Origin of the sequence: Streptomyces sp. NPDC006140, from assembly GCF_040628815.1 — a bacterium.
Classification (GTDB): Bacteria; Actinomycetota; Actinomycetes; order Streptomycetales; family Streptomycetaceae; genus Streptomyces.
The window spans coordinates 1-16,401 of sequence record NZ_JBEXTS010000027.1; the positions used below are offsets into that span (position 1 = coordinate 1).

Consider the following 16,401-nt stretch of genomic DNA (forward strand, 5'->3'; position numbering starts at 1 on the left):
CGACCTGGCGAGGCGCAGCCAAACGCAGCCGAACAAGGAGTGAGCAGGACCTCACCACCCAAGACCACTCCACCCCCCGCCACCACCTCCCGGGCGGTGAGTTCAACCCTCGCCTCCGGACAGACCGGCTCCTCCATCCGGCATCACACCGCGCGGGCGAGACCTCGTCCCAACAGATTGGCGATCGCCGGCGTCCCGGGGCCGACAGGTGCGTCGGAAGGCCATGCTGCCCCGAGGTGGCGAAGGGCGCCCGCAGTGAGCTGTAGGGCGCCGGATAGCGTACGGGCATGGCGAGGACGGGGAAACGACGGGTCCTGTACCGGCAGGGCACCGGATTCTGGCGGATGACGGCGAAGTGGGCTGTGGTCTTCGGGACCCTGTACCTACTGGACGGCGGACTGCTCCGGTCGTGGGGCGATGCTCTGATTTGGCCACTGATCGGGATCCTGCTGTGGGTGCCGTTCGGGATCGGCGTCGTCTGGTACCCGAAGAAGGACCAGCGCGTCGAGCTGACGGCGCGTGAACTGCGGGTGCGGCGCAAGCGGCTGGCGATGGAGAACGTAAACCTGCTGCACGTGGCGCGCCTGTGGCTGGACGGCCGGTCAACCGCGGACGACCAGCCGGTGCTCGAATGGATACGCTCCGACCGGGTGGTATGGGTGCCACTACGGGACGGGCGAGCATTCGGCGTGGAGTTCCGCGACCCGGCCGCATTCGCCAAGGTTTTCGGTGACTTCGCGATCGCGGCGTGCGGCGGTCCCGACATCGTCCGTGCGAGGGCCGCAGCGGAGACCTACCCGGATCCAGTCCCGATGCGGCCCCGCCCCGCCGACGACGCAGGCTCCTGGCTGGACGTTCTGGATTTCTGACGGCTGGGAACGTGGGCACAGCACAGCGCTCCATCCGTCCGACTGACCCAGAGCAGACGAGAACCGCTAAGTCGTGGTGCTACCGGACTTCGAAGGAGTACGAGACGCCGAGAAACTCCCATCCGTCGGTACCCTTCGCCATGCGTGTTTCCGATCCTTACACCCCGCTGAATGACGATGACGATGCCGATGTCTGCGGCTCGGCAGGATCGAAAAGGCGTTGGAGAGGCTCACGGGATTCTCGTAGGGTCAGCGCATGGACTGGCAGAAGTGGCAAGACCGGTACGACACTGCTGACTCGCCCCTCGCTCGTCGGCTGGTCACCGTGCAGGAGCGCATTCGTCTCGCGCTGGAGGACTGTCCTCCCGGTCCCTTGCAGGTGGTGAGTCTTTGCGCGGGTCAGGGCCGCGACTTGCTGGGAGTGCTGCCCAGTCACCCACGTGGTCAGGACGTGCGTGCGCGTCTGGTGGAGCTCGACCCGCGAAACGTGGACGTGGCGGCCGAGGCAGCCAGATCCGCTGAGCTGCACAGTATCGAGGCCATTGCTGCCGACGCCGCACTGCTCGATCACTACGAGGGCATGGTGCCGGCAGATGTGGTGCTGATCTGTGGGGTCTTCGGCAACATTGTGGACAGGGATATTGAGCGCACCATCAACGCCTGCACGCAGTTGTGCAAGGCCGGAGGCCGGGTCATCTGGACAAGGAACCGCAAGACACCCGACCGTGTGCCGTTGATCTGCGACTGGTTCGAAGAGCGCGGCTTCGAGCGCGAGTGGGTCACTGCCCCGGACGTGATCCAGGCCGTGGGAGTGCACCGTTTCACCGGCCAGCCCCAGCCCCTCCAGATTGGCACGCGGCTCTTCACCTTCGTGGGGTACGACAAGCTGCAGTCAGCGACCTGAGCGTGTGGATCCCCGATCAGCTGTCGGCTGGCACTGGTTTCCCCGGCCGGCTGGGGCCTCCTTCCGGGCGGGGCGCCTGGTCATGAGGGTACTTCGACTGGGAGATCCCTGTGCCGCCGAAGGCAGCACCTTCCTGTGCGAATTGCGTCAACATACTGCAAGAGGTGCCGAGCTCCTTCGGGCGCTCTATCGGCTTCCCTCCCCATGCTGAGAACAAGCTCCTGTGGTTGTGGACATGCGACGTATTGACATCGACGACGACGAGGTTGACATCGACTTCGATCACCGGTTGCTCTATTCCGGGCAGCCTTATACAGGGGAGGCCGTGGAGCGCTTGGCTGGGCGTCCAGTGAGCCTTGCAACTTACACGGACGGGCTCAAGGACGGCCCTTACCGTGAGTGGTACAGGGACGGCAGACTCCGGGCCGAGGGCATGATGCGCATGGGATTCATGTCAGGAGAATTCAAGCGTTGGCACCCAAACGGAGTTCTGGCAAAGCGCATGGTCAATAGTGAGGATGGAAAAGCTCCCATTGCTGAATACGCATGGGATGAGGAAGGTCTCCCCACTCGCTCCTGGGAGCGCACGAGCCGTGATCGATGAAGTAAAGTGCAGTGCACTTCCAGAGGCCCATCTCGAGGACCGGACCCAGGAAGACATTGAGCCTTTTCCAATCTGACGTCGGGGGGCGTGATGGGCGAAGACCGCAGCCCTTCCTCGCATATGGTTGCCCGAGTGCGTCGTCACGTCGGCGCGGTACCGGTGATCTGCTGCGGCCTTCGGCGCTGTTGTCGGTGATCGCTCGGAACAGCTCGCGAAGCCGCTCGCAGAACTGCTCGTCCTCCGTGATGTTCGGCTCGTCACCGTCCGCCAGCACTCCGAGGCCTGGAGCTGCTCGGAGCGCAGCCCTCCGTAGCGGGCCCGCACCTCAGCCGTCACCGGCGAGACGGCACTTGCCCCACCTGGTGCACCGGCATCCGCATGCCGCCGTTCACCGCCCACGCCCGGGCCGAAGCCGACGGCCGCCCCGTCGGGGATGGGCGGCGTAGGCGGGATCGCGGGGCTGCTGCCTGAGTATCGCCTTTGGGGCGCCTGGCCCGGTGCCGTTGGACGACGGGAAGTGTTTGCAGGGCATCCTGTTTGTCTGGCCTCCCGCGCTTACGCGTTGAGCCAAGTGGTCCAGGTCGTCATGGACTTGCGCATCATGGCCATCGCCGTCACCGACTCCCTGAGCGTCTGAGCGAAGCCGGCCTGGTACTCCGGACTTCCGCCCCGGTGGCCGCACGCCATCCACAGCTGCCAAGCCGCCGCTCCCACGCGCCCGGCGAACATGCCGGTGAACGCCGACTCATCGACCGCCCCGACTGCCCCTCCCGCTGCGACATACCCGGAGAGGCACGCTTCGACGATACGGCGCTCAGGCACTCCCAGGCCGCGGTCGAAGCCGGCGAGATGGAAAGCGGTGAAGACCAGCTCCCACCACGGGTCCTGCGCCCCGGCGGCGTCGAAGTCCAACAGGACCGGTCCACCGGAGCTGGTCAGGATGTTCTGGTGCCGGATGTCGCGATGCATGACCAACTTGGATCGCCACAACTCCTGCTGGTCTTCGACCATGGCCTCGGTCTGCTCCACCGACAGCTTGAGGGTGCGGACATGCTCGGCACTGAGGACCTCGAGGCGTTCGGCCTGAGCGAACCACTCCTCCCACTCTTCCTGGGAGTACGACCGGTAGTCGCCGTCGACGGTCGGATCGGCTGGAATGGCGCACCGCGCAAGGTCAGCGACGAGCCTGCCAGCCCAGGCCGCCAACGGTTCCGATGTCGGCGCGGTCGGATGCGCGCCCTCGACGAAGCGCACCGCACGGGCGTAGAAACCGTCCCCGATCGGCCGCCACAGACCCGCTTCGTGCAGAGTCGTCGATTGCGGCTCGGGCATCGCGACACCGATCTCCCAGGCGGCGGCTTCAAGCGCCCCTGCCTGGGCAGCCATGGGCAGCCAGAAGTCGCCCCAGGGCTGGGCGATCTTCACCACCCATGAGCCGGAGTCAGTAACGGCCTTCCACACCGGGCTCTGCTCGTCGTCCTTGAGCAGCAGCGGGGCCTCCAGCATCTGCCCCAACCCGAGTTGCTCGGCTGCCTGTGCCAGGTTCATGGCCAGTCAGTCAACTCGCCCGCCGCACCAGCGGCAAACCAATTAGTCGCCCCACCTGACAATCTCTGACAAGACACCCGCCGTGCCCGGGAGGGCCAGCAGCGCGCCTTGGAGGTGTCCGCGCCGACCAGCACCATCACCCGCACCCTGCTCCACCTCGACGCCGCAACCTGCGCCCACCACGACGGCGACGGCGTGCAGGCCTGCCACCGCACCATCGCCGCCCTGACCGCACTGCCGGACGGCTGCCGCACCGGTCTGGTCCACCGCCGCGCCCAGGACCTATACGAAGCCGTCCCCGCCCAACACCATCGTGAGCGCCGTCCAGGAGCTGCGGGACGTCCTCGCCGCTCTACGGTTGCGAGCGGGCTGCGCCGCGGGCGCGCCCCCAGCAGCCCGGGCAGGACCAACCCGGCTCCTCCTGCCGAAACATGAGGAGAGTTCGCCGAACCAAAGGGCTTGCGGCGATGACTACCTGCTTTGGTCGCCTCGCGCTGCGCCTTGCCGGGGTCGTCGAGTTCGCTGGTGACTTGCGGCTTTCGTCCCCGCGGAGAGCCTCCTTTTCGTCCTGGGCAGCCTCAGCGATCAATACTCGGGGAACGGCAACGGATCCGTGACCCAGCCCGCCGCCAGCACGAGCCGCGTATGGCGATGCAGGGCGAGGAAGCCGAAGGGCCGGTCGAAGGCGGCGCTGATCTGGGTGGTGACGTAGCGGAGGTCGGGCATGCCCCCGGCGACTGCGGCGAACGCCGTCACCGCGGCGGCCTCGAAACCCAGCGCGTCGAACTTCGCCATGGTGTTCTGCTCGGCCGACCCGATGGCGAGCGGGAAGTCGCTGATGCCGGGGAAATGCCCGCGCGAGGGGTCCCGTGCCGTCGTGAGCCCGAACAACCGGTGCAGCTTCAGCAGATCGTGGCTCGCGCTCATGTCGTACGCCACGGTCGTCACCTCCAGCGACGGCGGCTCGGGCCGCGTGCAGCGCACCTTCTCGACCCGCAGGCCGGGGCCCACGTCCCCGTAGGGCAGCCGCGGCCCCGGCAGGACCGCGTACCGGCCGGCGAGGATGTCGACTCCGGCTCCCAGCACTTGCCCCGGCTTCATATCTTCCTCACCGAGCAGCAGGTGTACGTCCAGGGCGTTGTTCCCCAGCACCTTCAGCTCGGTGACGTATCCGCTGGGTGTCTCCGCCAGCCCGACCCGGTCCAGCACGGCACTGGAGCGCCACAGCCCCAGCCGCGGCTTGGTGGCCCAGGGCTCGTACGCCGTCTCGAGTTCCATCTCGTGGAAGGGGCTCAGCCACTGCGTGCGCATGGTCAGCGCGCTCGCCAGCACCATCTGCGTGTCCTCGGTCAGCGTGACCGGCATACGGTCGATCAGCCCGTCGGTCCGCTTCACCGCCCAGGCGTCCAGCGCCTGGTGGTCGGCCACAGGGTCCCCGGAGAGCACCCCGTGGGTGTCGGCCGGCAGGCCCGCCTCCCACTCCCCCCTCAACTCCAGCGTGCGGTTCGTCCACAGCCCCAGAGCTGTGTCCAGTCCCCGCATGGAGCCCATCGCGGCGAGCAACTCGCGTGCTGCGTCCGCCGCTTGCCCGGCAGGGACCCCAAGAGTCTCCGCCAGTTCGGCCCGCGCGGCGCCCTCGGCCCCGTCGGCCAGGTGGGCCAGCAGCGGCCACACCCCGGCCGCCGAGAACACCGTGCCGTCCTGCGAGACACCCGCCCACCGCGCGGTCAACCCGTTCACCGCGTGGACCGTCCTCGTCGCGACTCCCATTCCGCCCCCGTCGTCAGCGCGTCTACGCAGCACCCAGCCGTACGTCAGGTTCGATGTGCCCTTGCCCGTCACAGCGCCTCGTGTACTGATGAAATGATGTGCCTGTTCCGCCTGTTCCGGCCTGTTCCGAAAGACTGCTTAACGAAAGCCCTCCCACGTGAAGAGGTGAGGTTTCCTACTCACCGGCGCGGGCCACGAGCAGCGGCTGGAAAAAGCCCGTCTCCTGCGGCATCCCCCACTCGGGGTCGACGAACCCGGCCTCGGCCGCGAGGCCGGCCAGCCGGTCCCGGCAGAGTGCCCAGTAAGTAGTACGGCGGACCTTGACACGCCATTCTCCGCCTGCTGGAAAGAGCTGGAAGTGCTCCAAGTCGTAGTGCTCGCCGTCGTCGTGCCAGTTCCAGAGCTGGAAAGTGACAGTTCGTTCTTCGCCGTCGGCGCAGTCGACGTTCTTGTGGATCTGTGGAGGTGTCGAAGCCGGGCGGTCGCGCAGCAGGTCGTCGTAGTGGCGTGTGCTGACCAGCAGCAGGCCGTCGGGGCGCAGCACGCGGCGCATCTCGGCCAGGGCTGCGTGCACGTCCTGCTCAGTCAGCAGGTGAGGCAGCGAGTTGTCGGCGCAGACGACCGTGTCGAACCGGCCATCAGGAAACGGGAGACGTCGCATATCGGCAGCGGCCGTGCGCAAGCTCAGGTTCCGGCGGGCAGCCTCACGGGCAGCGCGGGCAGCGGCGCGAGGGCTGAGGTCGGTCCCGGTGACCCGATGCCCACGCAGCGCCAGGCCGATGGCCTGCGTGCCGATGCCGCAGGAACAGTCGAGAACCTCCGCGCGGTCTTTGCCGATCAGGGCATCCAGGGCGTCCGCTTGCCGACGGATGCTCATGTCCCAGTCTGCGTAGATCAGGTGGTAGTCGTCGGCCAGTTCGTCGTAGAAGCGCGCCACCGATGTCTCGGGCATGGCCCGAGGTTACCGACATGGCCTGAGGGAGGCGCAGGTGGCGGAGAAGTTTGCCGAAGACGCCCGGCGTGAGCGGGAGACGCGGCAGCAGGTGGGCGTGCCCGCCGGCCGGGCCCCCTACGCGAGGGACCCTGAGATGCCGGCGGAGCTGTGGGCGGCCAAACAACGGCTGGTCGACGAGATGACGGTGTGGCGGGCGTGGTCACTGGTTACGGCAGGAGGTCGGCAGCTACCGGGCGGGGCTTCGGCTGCAGCGGTCGATCAGCTGGAGGGAACTTCCCGGTTGCCGGGTAGAAAGGCCAGCACCTTCCGGAGGTCGGCAGGCCCCTGGTAGTGCACACCGGTCATGCCGAGCGAGAGGGCAGTCTCGACGTTCTCCCATCGGTCGTCCACGAACAGGCAACGGTGGGCGGCGACTCCGGCCCGCTCGGCTGCGATTCTGTAGATCGCCTCGTCAGGCTTGGCGACCCCCACCCGGGCACTGCTGACGACGTGGTCCGCGAGATTCGCCAGCCCCATCGACTCAAGGTCGCGCTCCAGTTCCAGGGTCGCGTTGGTCACGAGGGCCAGGGGCATGTGTTCCCGCACCCGGCGCAGCATGGCCACCACCACGTCGTCGGCCCGGAACGGAGCATCGGCAAGGGCCATTCCCAGCTCACGGGCGCGCGTCGGCGGTATCCGGTCGGACAGTGCCGACGCGATGGAGTCCACCCATGCCTCCTTGGTGATCTTGCCGAGGAGGAGCGGCAGGTCCACTTCAGGGGCGTAGGCCACCTCTGTGGTGGTGCCCTCGGCCACTCCTGCGGCGCGTTCCAACTCGGCCAGTGGAGCCATGTCGTAGAAGCGAATCACGTTGTCGAGGTCGCACAGCACCGCGTCGAAGGGCCTGCTGGATGTCTCGGAAGCCGTCACCTGCTCATGAGTAGCACAGCGCTCGGCCGCTGCTTCACCGCGACCAGAAGAAGGTGGCGAGTTCGTCGGCTCGTTCCTTGTCGGCGCACAGTCCGGCGTGGCAGTACCCCGGGCAGCAAGGCCCGCCTCCTGAACGGGCCTTGAGCGTGCGATCCGCGTCCGGTCAGGCGGTGGCGAGGAGTTGCAGGGTGTCGATCACTCGGTTGGAGAAGCCCCACTCGTTGTCGTACCAGGCGACGACCTTGACGTGGCGGCCGTCGACGCGGGTGAGGGCCGCGTCGAAGATGGACGAGGCGGGGTTGCCCACGATGTCGGAGGAGACGAGCGGGTCGTCGGAGTACTCCAGGATGCCGGTGAGCGGCCCCGTGGCCGCGGTCTGATAGGCGGCGAGCACGTCGTCGCGGGTCACGTCGCGGGCGACGGTCGTGTTGAGTTCGACGATCGAGCCCACCGGCACCGGTACGCGGATGGAGTCGCCCGACAGCTTGCCGTCCAGGCCCGGCAGCACCAGGCCGATCGCCTTCGCGGCGCCGGTCGTGGTCGGCACGATGTTGACGCCGGCGGCGCGGGCGCGGCGGGCGTCGCGGTGCGGGCCGTCCTGCAGGTTCTGCTCCTGGGTGTAGGCGTGCACCGTCGTCATGAAGCCGTGCTCGATACCGGCGAGGTCGTCGAGCACCTTGGCCAGAGGGGCGAGCGCGTTGGTGGTGCAGGAAGCGTTGGAGACGATCGTGTGCAGACCGGGGTCGTAGGCGTCGGTGTTGACGCCGAAGGCGAGGGTGACGTCGGCGCCGTCGGACGGTGCGCTGACGAGGACCTTGCGCGCGCCGGCGTCGAGGTGGGCGCGGGCGGCTTTGGCGGAGGTGAAGCGGCCGGTGGCCTCCACGACGATGTCGACGCCGAGTCGGGCCCAGGGCAGCTGCGCCGGTTCGCGCTCGGCCAGCACCGTGATCCGGCGGCCGTCGACGACGAGGGCGTCCCCCTCGGCGGTGACCGGGCGTCCGAGCCGGCCGGCCGTGCTGTCGTAGGCGAGCAGCCGGGCGAGCGTGGCGGGCTCGGTGAGGTCGTTGACGGCGACGACCTCGAGAGTGCTGTCGCGTTCCAGCAGGGCGCGCAGCACATTGCGTCCGATGCGGCCGAACCCGTTGATGGCGATGCGAGTCATAGTGATGTCCCTTCCCTTCGCTCCCCAGGCTCGCTCGCGGGCCGCGCCACGGACAGTGGCGCTATCGCCATGGTTCAAAAGGATCTGGCCATGGGGCGGGCCAGCGCTATTCGCCGCGGGTGAAGGTGCGTCGGTACTCGCTCGGGGTGGTGCCCAGGATGCGCTGGAAGTGCAGGCGCAGGTTCGCGCCGGTGCCGAGGCCGACGTCGGCGGCGATCTGTTCGACGCTGCGCTCGGAGCGCTCCAGCAGTTCGCGGGCGAGGTCGACGCGGGCGCGCATGACCCACTGCATCGGCGTGTAGCCGGTCTCCTCGACGAAGCGGCGGGAGAACGTGCGGGGCGAGACGCCGGCCTGCCGGGCCAGGAGGTCCAGGGTGAGGGGCTCACCGAGGTGGTGCAGTGCCCACTGGCGGGTGACGCCGAAGCGCTCGCCGAGCGGCTCGGGGACGCTGCGTGGCACGTACTGGGCCTGGCCGCCGCTGCGGTAGGGGGCCGCGACCAAGCGGCGGGCGGCGTGGTTCGAGGCGGCCACTCCGAGGTCGCCGCGCAGGATGTGCAGGCACAGGTCGATGCCGGAGGCGGCGCCGGCCGAGGTGAGCACGCTGCCTTCGTCGACGAACAGGACGTTCTCGTCGACCTGGATGCGCGGATGTCTGGCTTTCAGTGCGCGTGTGTAGTGCCAGTGCGTGGTGGCGCGTCTGCCGTCGAGCAGGCCGGTGGCGGCGAGTGCGAAGGCGCCGGTGGAGATGGCGGCGAGCCGTGCGCCCCGGGCGTGGGCGGCGAGCAGCGCGTCGGTGACGGGCTGCGGCGGGTCGTCGCGGTCCGGGTGGCGGTAGCCGGGCACGAAGACGATGTCGGCCCAGGCCAGCGCGTCCAGGCCGTGGGCGACGGAGTAGGACAGGCCGTCGCCGCCGGTGACGAGGCCGGGTGTCGCGCCGCAGACCCGTACCTCGTACGGCATGCTCGCGCGGGTCGTGAAGACCTGGGCGGGGATGCCGACGTCGAGTGGCTTTGCGCCCTCGAGGACGAGGACGGCGACGCGGTGGAGGCGGGAGGACGGCACGGGACAAAGGCTACGGGGGACCTGATGCCGATACGCCCACGGTATGGGGAGGGGGCTCGGCCGGCCGTGCGTGATCGTGGTCGCGCTGGAGACCGGGCGCCCTTCGTGGACGGTGGTGTCGGATGCGAGCCGGCCGGGCTACTCCCCGAGCGGGCCTCGCCTCGGCGGCTACAGCCAGGGTCAGCGGGTGCGGCAGCACCGGTTGTCGGTGCTCAGCGGCGGTACGCGGCTGTCGCGATCTCGATGAAGGATCGGATCAACGGGTTGGTGTCACCTTCGTTCCACACCGCCACCACTCGGCTCGGCGCCATGTCGGTCAGCGGTACCAGGGCCAACTCCGCGGGCAGGTCGTGTCCGAGTGGCGCCAGGCCGACCGTGCCGTTCCACAGCACGGCCTGCAGGCATTCCTGGACGGCGCGCACCACTGGCCCCTCGCGCGGACTGCCGCCGTTCCAGTACGACTGCCAGATGGGGTCGGTGCCCCGGGGGAACTGGAACCAGCGGCGGTCGCCCAGCTCGGCCAGCCGCAGTTGGTCGCGGCGGGCCAGCGGATCGTCGGCGCGCAGGACCACGCCGACCGGGTCGGTCCGCAGCGCACGCACCGTCAGGGCGGTCTCGTCGAAGGGCGCCCGGGTGAGGGCCACGTCGACCAGTCCGGCGCGCAGCCCGCATGTCGGATCGGTCAGGTCGGTGTCGCGGACGCGGACGTCGATGCCGGGGTGGCTCTGGCGGTAGGCGGCGGCCAGCCGGGACACTCCCGGGTCGGTGCCGTCGCCCAGGATGCCGACGGTGATGGTCGCGCCGTTGGCCGCCGCGCCGACGCGTGCACGGACGTGGTCGGCATGGTCGAGCAGGGCTCGCGCCTCGTCGAGCAGCACCGTGCCCACCGCGGTGAGCGTGACGCCGGTGGGCGAGCGGGTGAAGAGCGGGGCCCCGACGTCGGCCTCCAACTGCTTGATCGCCCGGCTCAGCGGCGGCTGACTCATGTGCAGCCGGGTGGCGGCCCGGCCGAAGTGGAGTTCCTCGGCGACCGCCACGAAGTAGCGCAGGGTCCGTAGCTCCACGCTGCAACGATACCCACCGGGTATCGGCGCCGCGGGACAGGTCTTGGACATCGGCAGGGGGCGGGCGGTGCACTCGTGGGCATGACCGAAGAAGCCAGGACCAGCGAGCCGCAGACCGAACCCGCCGTATCGGTGGTGCGTCCCGGCGACGGCGAGACGATCGTTCTGGGCGCCACGCGTATGCGCGTGCTGGAGGACGGCAGCCACACCGGGCACCGCCTCGCGATCGCCGAGTCCGTCCTCCCGCCGCACACCCAGGGACCGCCACAGCACCGCCACGCCCGACACGACGAGGGCTTCTACGTCCTCTCCGGCACCGTGCGCTTCACCGTCGGGCAGGAGGACCACGACGCCCCCGCGGGCACGCTCGTGATCGTTCCGCCGGGCACGCCGCACACCTTCGCCAACATGACCGACCAGCCCGCCGTCATGCTCAGCACATTCACCCCCGACCTGTACGTGCAGTACTTCCGGGACCTCCAGGAGGTCCTCGCCGACGGCCGGCCGCTGACGCCACAGGCCAACATCGACGCGATGAGCCGCTACGCCACCGAGCCGGCCACCGGCCTCGGTGGCGGCGACCGGGGCAGGGCCTGACGTGCGTCGAGGCCGCTCCCGACAGTTGATCTCCATCGGAGGTGGCTCCCGGTCAGCGCATGCCCCGGCGTTGCGTCACCGGACAGGGGTGGGCTGAGTGAGGTTCACCGGGTTGCCGTCGGGGTCGACGATGTGGGCGACGCGTTGTCCCCACGGCATGTCGGTGGGGCCGCTGCGGACCGAGCCGCCCAGCGCGGTCACGCGGCTGAGCGTCTCGTCGACGTCGTCGACACCGATGCTGAGCAGGATCCGCGGCGCCGCTCCAGTCCCAAGGGTCTCCTTGGCCACCAGCCCGAGATCGGTGTCGCCGATGCGCAAGCCGAGGTAGAAGGCCGGGCCCTCCGCCGGTACCCGGAAGACCTCCTCGGCGCCGAACAGTTTCGTATAGAAGTCGAGCAGGACGTCCTGGTCGGCGGTGAGGATCACCGGCTGGATGGTGGACATGGCACTCCTGTCGGGCACGGTCGTGTCGCCGGTAGACCGTTCGAGGACGGTGAACTCATCGGCTGAACCGCCCTGAGGCTCATCCGCGAGCGTCCCGAAAAAATCTTGGGCGGCGATGTCGAGAACCCGTGGCCTGCTTCGTCCCCGGGGTGAACGCGACCACAATGGGCCGCACCAGCACCCAGGAGAAGACAAAATGGCCAAGTACCTGCTGCTCAAGCACTACCGCGGCGCCCCGGCGGCCGTCAACGACGTGCCGATGAGCGAGTGGACGCCCGAGGAGATCTCGGCGCACGTGCAGTACATGAACGACTTCGCGGCCCGGCTGGAGAAGACCGGCGAGTACGTCGACAGCCAGGCGCTCGCCCCCGAGGGCGCCTGGGTCCGCTACGACGGTGAAGGGCGCCCGCCGGTCACCGACGGCCCGTTCGCCGAGACCAAGGACCTCATCGCCGGATGGATGGTGATCGACGTCGACAGCTACGAGCGCGCCGTCGAGCTGGCCGGGGAGCTGTCGGCCGCCCCCGGGGCGGGCGGGAAGCCGATCCACGAGTGGCTCGAGGTGCGCCCCTTCTACGGCACCACGGCCACCATCACGGAGTGACCTCACCCATGGACGAGGCCCTGCTCCGCAGCCTCACACCCGGCGTGCTCGCCCTCCTCGTCCGCCGCGGAGCCGACTTCGCGGCGGCCGAGGACGCCGTGCAGGAGGCGCTGGTCGAGGCACTGCGCGTCTGGCCGGCCGACCCGCCGCGGGACGCGAAGGGCTGGCTGGTCACCGTGGCGTGGCGCAAGTTCCTCGACCAGACCCGGGCGGACGCCGCCCGTCGCCGGCGCGAGGACCTCGTCCTGCAGGAGCCGGCACCCGGGCCCATGCCCGGCGCGGACGACACGCTCCGGCTCTACTTCCTGTGCGCCCACCCGGCGCTGACGTCGTCCTCCGCCATCGCGCTGACGCTCCGCGCGGTCGGCGGGCTCACCACCCGCCAGATCGCCCAGGCCTACCTGGTGCCCGAGGCAACCATGGCCCAGCGGATCAGCCGGGCCAAGCGCACGCTGGCCGGTGTGCGGTTCGATCAGCCCGGCGACGTCGCCACCGTGCTGCGCGTCCTCTACCTGGTCTTCAACGAGGGCTACTCCGGTGACGTCGACCTCGCCGCCGAGGCCATCCGGCTCACCCGGCAGCTCGCGGCCGCCATCGACCACCCCGAGGTGGCGGGGCTGCTCGCCCTCATGCTGCTGCACCACGCCCGGCGCGCCGCCCGGACCGCGCCCGACGGCAGTCTGGTGCCGCTCGCCGAGCAGGACCGCGGCCGGTGGGACACCGGGTTGATCGCCGAAGGCGTTTCGATCCTGCAGGCGGCCCTCGCCCGGGACCGGCTGGGCGAGTTCCAGGCCCAGGCGGCCATCGCCGCCCTCCATGCCGACGCGCCCAGAGCGGAGGAGACCGACTGGGTGCAGATCGTCGAGTGGTACGACGAGCTCGTGCGGCTGACCGACAGCCCCATCGTCCGGCTCAACCGCGCGGTCGCCGTCGGCGAGGCCGACGGACCGCGCGCCGGGCTGGCGGCGCTCGCGGCACTGGACGCCTCGCTGCCCCGCCACACCGCGGTGGCCGCGTACCTCCACGAGCGCGACGGCGACCTCGCGACGGCGGCACAGTTGTATGCCGAGGCGGCCCACAGGGCACCCAGCCTCCCCGAGCGCCAGCACGTGACGCGCCAGGCCGCCCGGCTCAACGCCCGCCTGCGTCGCTGACGGATCGCGCCCGACGTGTGGGCGTGTGCCGCGGCCCTGCGTGCGGTGCGGCCGCCGCGACCGGCCGGCATCGGTACGGGGGAAAGGGGCGTCGGACTGATCACCCGTCAGTCCTCGGGAGCGGCGCTCCTCGACCAGCCGCGTGCCTCGCCCTCGTCGATGAGGCGCCGCCCGGCCTTCCACAACGAGGACGACGCATCCCCGATGACCGCCTTGCGGGCTCGGACATCGTCGGCGGTGACGCCCGGGGTGCGCCAAGTGCCGCCGCGCGCCATCCAGTTGAGGAGCAGGGGCTGCAGCCGGTCCATGGCCTTGGCGAATCGGGCTTCGGGAGTGCGGCGTTCCTCGAATTCGTCCCACAGTGCCCGCAGGCGCCGGGCCTGGTCCCCCGGGAGCAGGTCGAAGAGTTCGTCGGCCGCGACGGCTTCCCGCTCCTGCTGGTCCATGCCCGCGGCAGTGTCGTAGAGCGGGGTGTCGCCGGCGTAGATCTCCACGAGGTCGTGCACCAGGACCAGTTCGATGGTGTGAGCCACGTCGATGGGCTGGTCGGAGTGTTCGGCGAGCAGCACCACCATCATCGCCAGGTGCCATGAGTGCTCTGCGTCGTTCTCACGGCGGTCCGCCGCAGCGAGAGGCGACTGGCGCAGGACGGTCTTGAGCTGGTCCACCTCCACGAGGAAAGTGAACTGGGCGCGCAGCCTTTCGTCGAGATCGTCGGGGAAGGGCGTCTTGTCTGCGAGCAGCCTGCGGCGTTCGTCCTTCATGCGGTTCATCGTGGCACGCAGGGCCCCGGCTCACAGGCAGTCGGGGAGATCGTGGGCCCGGTCAGAACCAGTGCAGGCAAGGCGGGGAGAGGTCGGTGCGGAAGAGGGTGTCGGCGAGGGTGGCCGCGTCCGGGTGGTGGGCCGGGATGTGTCCGGCACGTACGAGCGTGCTCGGGGCGGTGCCGCCGTCCAGAGGACGAACCGGGCCAGGGCCGTGAAGACGGTGTCGGCGGCGGCGATGGTCTCGTCGACCGTCAAGGTGCCGGCGTCGGTCGAGTAGCTGGCGTATCCGTCCGGGACGCCGTCGGCGTCCCGGTGGACGGCGACGTAGCGCGGCGCCGGGGAGATCGGGGCTGCCCGGCGCGCAAGGGCCACCAGCGGTGGGGTCGGGACAGCGCGCCGGGCTGGGCGCGGCGATACCGGTCCTAGACCTCTTCCAGGATCTCGTCGCACTGGGCACGGCGGAGCACTTCGACCGAGCCGTTGTCCGGGCCCGGCGCTGATGCGTCGGCCGGTCCGTGTGCCCGGGGCGGGGCGAGGGCGGCGCGGTGGCGCCGCACTGTCAGCCGCTGCGTGTAGGTCGCCGGTCCGTAGCCGAACCGGCCGTGAGCGCCCGAACGCGGCACGCACCGTGTCGACGAAGACGTCGAAATCCTCGTCGGTGGTGGGACGTATCTCCGTCGCTGCCGCTGCCGCTGCCTCCTCGGGATACCGGCAGCACGAGCGGTGGTGAACAGAAGAGGGCTGTGGAATGTCAGGGAGGTCACCGAAGTTGATCTGAGCATGACTCAAGGACCAGCGCCGCGTTCCCTGTCCGACGAAGCCCTCTCCGATCTGCTCGCAGGGCAGCAGTTCGGAACTCTCGCCACTGTCAAGCAAAGTGGCCAACCGCACCTGACCACCATGCTCTACAGCTGGGACCCCGAGGCCCGCATCGTCAGAATGTCGACCACGGCCGGCCGCATCAAGGTCAAGCACCTGCAGCGCAACCCGCGCGCGGCGCTGCACGTGCAGGGTGGCGACGTCTGGTCGTTCGCCGTCGCCGAGGGCGCGGCGGAGGCTTCGGAGATCACGACGGTTCCCGGGGACGCGGTCGGACGGGAGCTGCTCGCGATGATCCCGGCGGCCGCGAAGCCGGAGGACGAAGACGCGTTCCTCAAGCAGCTGGTGGCCGAGCGCAGGGTCGTCATTCGGCTGCGGGTGGAGCGGCTGTACGGGACGGCCCTGGACATCAACGGCTAGGGGCGACCGTGCGGGTCATCGCCCGCGCGGTGGCGAGCATGGGCAGCGCGGCTTGTGTCCACGCTCGACCGCCAAGCACAGTCGTAGGCCCCCAGCGGCCTTGATCCACTTTCGCAGCACTCCCTAGCGCGCCACGCGGTAGCGGAGGTAGGGGAATCTCGAGTGGAAGGTGCGGGTCTCGACGAGTTCGAGATCCACCCGGCGCTCGTTCCGGGGAAAGAACGGAATGCCACCGCCGACGAGCACCGGGTAGACCACGGTCCGGTACTCGTCGATCAGGTCCGACGCGGCCGCCTCGGCGGCGAGGGTGGCGCCGCCGATCGCGATGTCGCCCTCCCCCGGCTCGGCTCGCAACCGCTCGATCTCCTCCGCCAGGCTGCCGGAGGCCAGGCGGGCATGGCCCTGGACCGTCGACAGCGTGGTGGAGAACACCACCTTGGGGAGCGGCTTCCAGAGCGCCGCCCACTCGAGTTCCGAGTCGTCGAGCGATCCATCCTGGTCTGCGGTCTCCCAGTACAGCATCGTCTCGTACAGCCGCCGTCCCATCAGGTGGACGCCCACTTCCCGGATCTCGTCGATCCAGAAGCGGAAGACCTCCTCGTCGGGCGCCGTCCAGTCGAAGCTGCCGTCCGGTCCGACGATGTAACCGTCGAGCGAGACGCTCATCGAATAGGTCACACTGCGCATCGGCAGTCCTCCTCGGTAGCCGCTTCGACAGTACGGTCCGGACGCCGCAGGACTCGTCACG

The 16,401-nt window shown here is 69.6% G+C and carries 18 protein-coding genes and 1 pseudogene; 8 read left to right on the forward strand and 11 right to left on the reverse strand.

All coding sequences use genetic code 11. The annotated features are described in order from the left end of the window. Positions 1–287: 287 nt before the first annotated feature. The 4 genes from ABZ386_RS40125 to ABZ386_RS40140 all read left to right on the forward strand — a co-directional run bounded on the left by ABZ386_RS40125 (position 288) and on the right by ABZ386_RS40140 (position 2,848). Entirely contained in the window at positions 288–869 is a 582-nt protein-coding gene (locus ABZ386_RS40125; RefSeq protein ID WP_358968410.1) for a hypothetical protein, read from the forward strand. Positions 870–1,125: 256 nt separating this feature from the next. Beyond that, entirely contained in the window at positions 1,126–1,773 is a 648-nt protein-coding gene (locus tag ABZ386_RS40130; RefSeq protein ID WP_351343649.1) for a class I SAM-dependent methyltransferase, read from the forward strand. Positions 1,774–2,008: 235 nt separating this feature from the next. Further along, a complete protein-coding gene (locus ABZ386_RS40135) occupies positions 2,009–2,377 on the forward strand; it encodes a hypothetical protein (RefSeq protein WP_355713381.1) in 369 nt (122 codons plus the stop codon). A gap of 378 nt (positions 2,378–2,755) precedes the next feature. Beyond that, positions 2,756–2,848: a hypothetical protein gene (locus tag ABZ386_RS40140; protein ID WP_358968413.1), complete on the forward strand. Its 93-nt coding sequence runs from the start codon at positions 2,756–2,758 to the stop codon at positions 2,846–2,848. 84 nt (positions 2,849–2,932) lie between these two features. Here the strand turns inward: ABZ386_RS40140 and ABZ386_RS40145 are convergent, their stop codons facing one another. From ABZ386_RS40145 to ABZ386_RS40175, 7 genes are all read right to left on the reverse strand, one after another. After that, a complete protein-coding gene (locus ABZ386_RS40145; protein ID WP_355713384.1) occupies positions 2,933–3,925 on the reverse strand; it encodes a phosphotransferase in 993 nt (330 codons plus the stop codon). 585 nt (positions 3,926–4,510) lie between these two features. Next, positions 4,511–5,695, reverse strand: a complete 1,185-nt coding sequence (locus ABZ386_RS40150) for a serpin family protein (RefSeq protein ID WP_358968416.1) — start codon at positions 5,693–5,695, stop codon at positions 4,511–4,513. A 175-nt stretch (positions 5,696–5,870) separates the two neighbouring features. Next, entirely contained in the window at positions 5,871–6,647 is a 777-nt protein-coding gene (locus ABZ386_RS40155; RefSeq protein ID WP_351343634.1) for a class I SAM-dependent methyltransferase, read from the reverse strand. 261 nt (positions 6,648–6,908) lie between these two features. Beyond that, a complete protein-coding gene (locus ABZ386_RS40160; protein WP_355713396.1) occupies positions 6,909–7,559 on the reverse strand; it encodes an HAD-IA family hydrolase in 651 nt (216 codons plus the stop codon). A 163-nt stretch (positions 7,560–7,722) separates the two neighbouring features. Next, positions 7,723–8,721 (reverse strand): type I glyceraldehyde-3-phosphate dehydrogenase, encoded by a 999-nt coding sequence (gene gap, locus ABZ386_RS40165; protein ID WP_355713399.1) that lies wholly within the window; start codon positions 8,719–8,721, stop codon positions 7,723–7,725. Between the two features lie 106 nt (positions 8,722–8,827). Beyond that, positions 8,828–9,784, reverse strand: coding sequence for a helix-turn-helix domain-containing protein (locus ABZ386_RS40170; RefSeq protein WP_358968419.1), 957 nt, complete (start codon positions 9,782–9,784; stop codon positions 8,828–8,830). Between the two features lie 212 nt (positions 9,785–9,996). Next, on the reverse strand, positions 9,997–10,833 hold the full coding sequence (locus ABZ386_RS40175; RefSeq protein WP_358968505.1) for a LysR substrate-binding domain-containing protein: 837 nt from the start codon (positions 10,831–10,833) through the stop codon (positions 9,997–9,999). A gap of 96 nt (positions 10,834–10,929) precedes the next feature. Here ABZ386_RS40175 and ABZ386_RS40180 point away from each other — a divergent pair, with 96 nt between their 5' ends. After that, positions 10,930–11,445 (forward strand): cupin domain-containing protein, encoded by a 516-nt coding sequence (locus ABZ386_RS40180; RefSeq protein WP_351343622.1) that lies wholly within the window; start codon positions 10,930–10,932, stop codon positions 11,443–11,445. 75 nt (positions 11,446–11,520) lie between these two features. Here ABZ386_RS40180 and ABZ386_RS40185 read toward each other — a convergent pair whose 3' ends face one another. Beyond that, on the reverse strand, positions 11,521–11,889 hold the full coding sequence (locus tag ABZ386_RS40185; protein WP_358968422.1) for a VOC family protein: 369 nt from the start codon (positions 11,887–11,889) through the stop codon (positions 11,521–11,523). 196 nt (positions 11,890–12,085) lie between these two features. Between ABZ386_RS40185 and ABZ386_RS40190 the strand changes: the two genes are divergently transcribed. Together ABZ386_RS40190 and ABZ386_RS40195 are read left to right on the forward strand one after the other, a co-directional pair. Beyond that, on the forward strand, positions 12,086–12,493 hold the full coding sequence (locus ABZ386_RS40190) for a YciI family protein (protein WP_114257203.1): 408 nt from the start codon (positions 12,086–12,088) through the stop codon (positions 12,491–12,493). Positions 12,494–12,501: 8 nt separating this feature from the next. Continuing rightward, the gene (locus ABZ386_RS40195; RefSeq protein ID WP_358968508.1) at positions 12,502–13,647 is read left to right on the forward strand and encodes a DUF6596 domain-containing protein; all 1,146 of its coding nucleotides are present in this window, start codon (positions 12,502–12,504) and stop codon (positions 13,645–13,647) included. Between the two features lie 107 nt (positions 13,648–13,754). Here the strand turns inward: ABZ386_RS40195 and ABZ386_RS40200 are convergent, their stop codons facing one another. Continuing rightward, the gene (locus ABZ386_RS40200) at positions 13,755–14,411 is read right to left on the reverse strand and encodes an HD domain-containing protein (protein WP_358968425.1); all 657 of its coding nucleotides are present in this window, start codon (positions 14,409–14,411) and stop codon (positions 13,755–13,757) included. A gap of 61 nt (positions 14,412–14,472) precedes the next feature. Beyond that, positions 14,473–15,019: pseudogene (locus tag ABZ386_RS40205) on the reverse strand (GNAT family N-acetyltransferase); the annotation flags it as partial. A gap of 175 nt (positions 15,020–15,194) precedes the next feature. Here ABZ386_RS40205 and ABZ386_RS40210 point away from each other — a divergent pair. Next, positions 15,195–15,653 carry a PPOX class F420-dependent oxidoreductase gene (locus ABZ386_RS40210; protein ID WP_358968427.1) on the forward strand — a complete coding sequence of 153 codons (459 nt, stop codon included), beginning with the start codon at positions 15,195–15,197 and terminating at the stop codon, positions 15,651–15,653. A 123-nt stretch (positions 15,654–15,776) separates the two neighbouring features. Here the strand turns inward: ABZ386_RS40210 and ABZ386_RS40215 are convergent, their stop codons facing one another. Further along, on the reverse strand, positions 15,777–16,340 hold the full coding sequence (locus ABZ386_RS40215; RefSeq protein WP_356506261.1) for a dihydrofolate reductase family protein: 564 nt from the start codon (positions 16,338–16,340) through the stop codon (positions 15,777–15,779). Positions 16,341–16,401 lie beyond the last annotated feature (61 nt).

Excerpts from the sequence above, each read along its gene's own strand:
- ABZ386_RS40200 (WP_358968425.1), bottom strand. The coding sequence starts at position 14,411 with ATGAAGGACGAACGCCGCAGGCTGCTCGCAGACAAGACGCCCTTCCCC.
- ABZ386_RS40130 (WP_351343649.1), top strand. The coding sequence starts at position 1,126 with ATGGACTGGCAGAAGTGGCAAGACCGGTACGACACTGCTGACTCGCCC.
- ABZ386_RS40215 (WP_356506261.1), bottom strand. The coding sequence starts at position 16,340 with ATGCGCAGTGTGACCTATTCGATGAGCGTCTCGCTCGACGGTTACATC.
- ABZ386_RS40210 (WP_358968427.1), top strand. The coding sequence starts at position 15,195 with ATGACTCAAGGACCAGCGCCGCGTTCCCTGTCCGACGAAGCCCTCTCC.
- ABZ386_RS40155 (WP_351343634.1), bottom strand. The coding sequence starts at position 6,647 with ATGCCCGAGACATCGGTGGCGCGCTTCTACGACGAACTGGCCGACGAC.
- ABZ386_RS40180 (WP_351343622.1), top strand. The coding sequence starts at position 10,930 with ATGACCGAAGAAGCCAGGACCAGCGAGCCGCAGACCGAACCCGCCGTA.
- ABZ386_RS40190 (WP_114257203.1), top strand. The coding sequence starts at position 12,086 with ATGGCCAAGTACCTGCTGCTCAAGCACTACCGCGGCGCCCCGGCGGCC.
- ABZ386_RS40195 (WP_358968508.1), top strand. The coding sequence starts at position 12,502 with ATGGACGAGGCCCTGCTCCGCAGCCTCACACCCGGCGTGCTCGCCCTC.
- ABZ386_RS40145 (WP_355713384.1), bottom strand. The coding sequence starts at position 3,925 with ATGAACCTGGCACAGGCAGCCGAGCAACTCGGGTTGGGGCAGATGCTG.
- ABZ386_RS40135 (WP_355713381.1), top strand. The coding sequence starts at position 2,009 with ATGCGACGTATTGACATCGACGACGACGAGGTTGACATCGACTTCGAT.
- ABZ386_RS40185 (WP_358968422.1), bottom strand. The coding sequence starts at position 11,889 with ATGTCCACCATCCAGCCGGTGATCCTCACCGCCGACCAGGACGTCCTG.
- ABZ386_RS40150 (WP_358968416.1), bottom strand. The coding sequence starts at position 5,695 with ATGGGAGTCGCGACGAGGACGGTCCACGCGGTGAACGGGTTGACCGCG.
- ABZ386_RS40125 (WP_358968410.1), top strand. The coding sequence starts at position 288 with ATGGCGAGGACGGGGAAACGACGGGTCCTGTACCGGCAGGGCACCGGA.
- gap (WP_355713399.1), bottom strand. The coding sequence starts at position 8,721 with ATGACTCGCATCGCCATCAACGGGTTCGGCCGCATCGGACGCAATGTG.
- ABZ386_RS40140 (WP_358968413.1), top strand. The coding sequence starts at position 2,756 with ATGCCGCCGTTCACCGCCCACGCCCGGGCCGAAGCCGACGGCCGCCCC.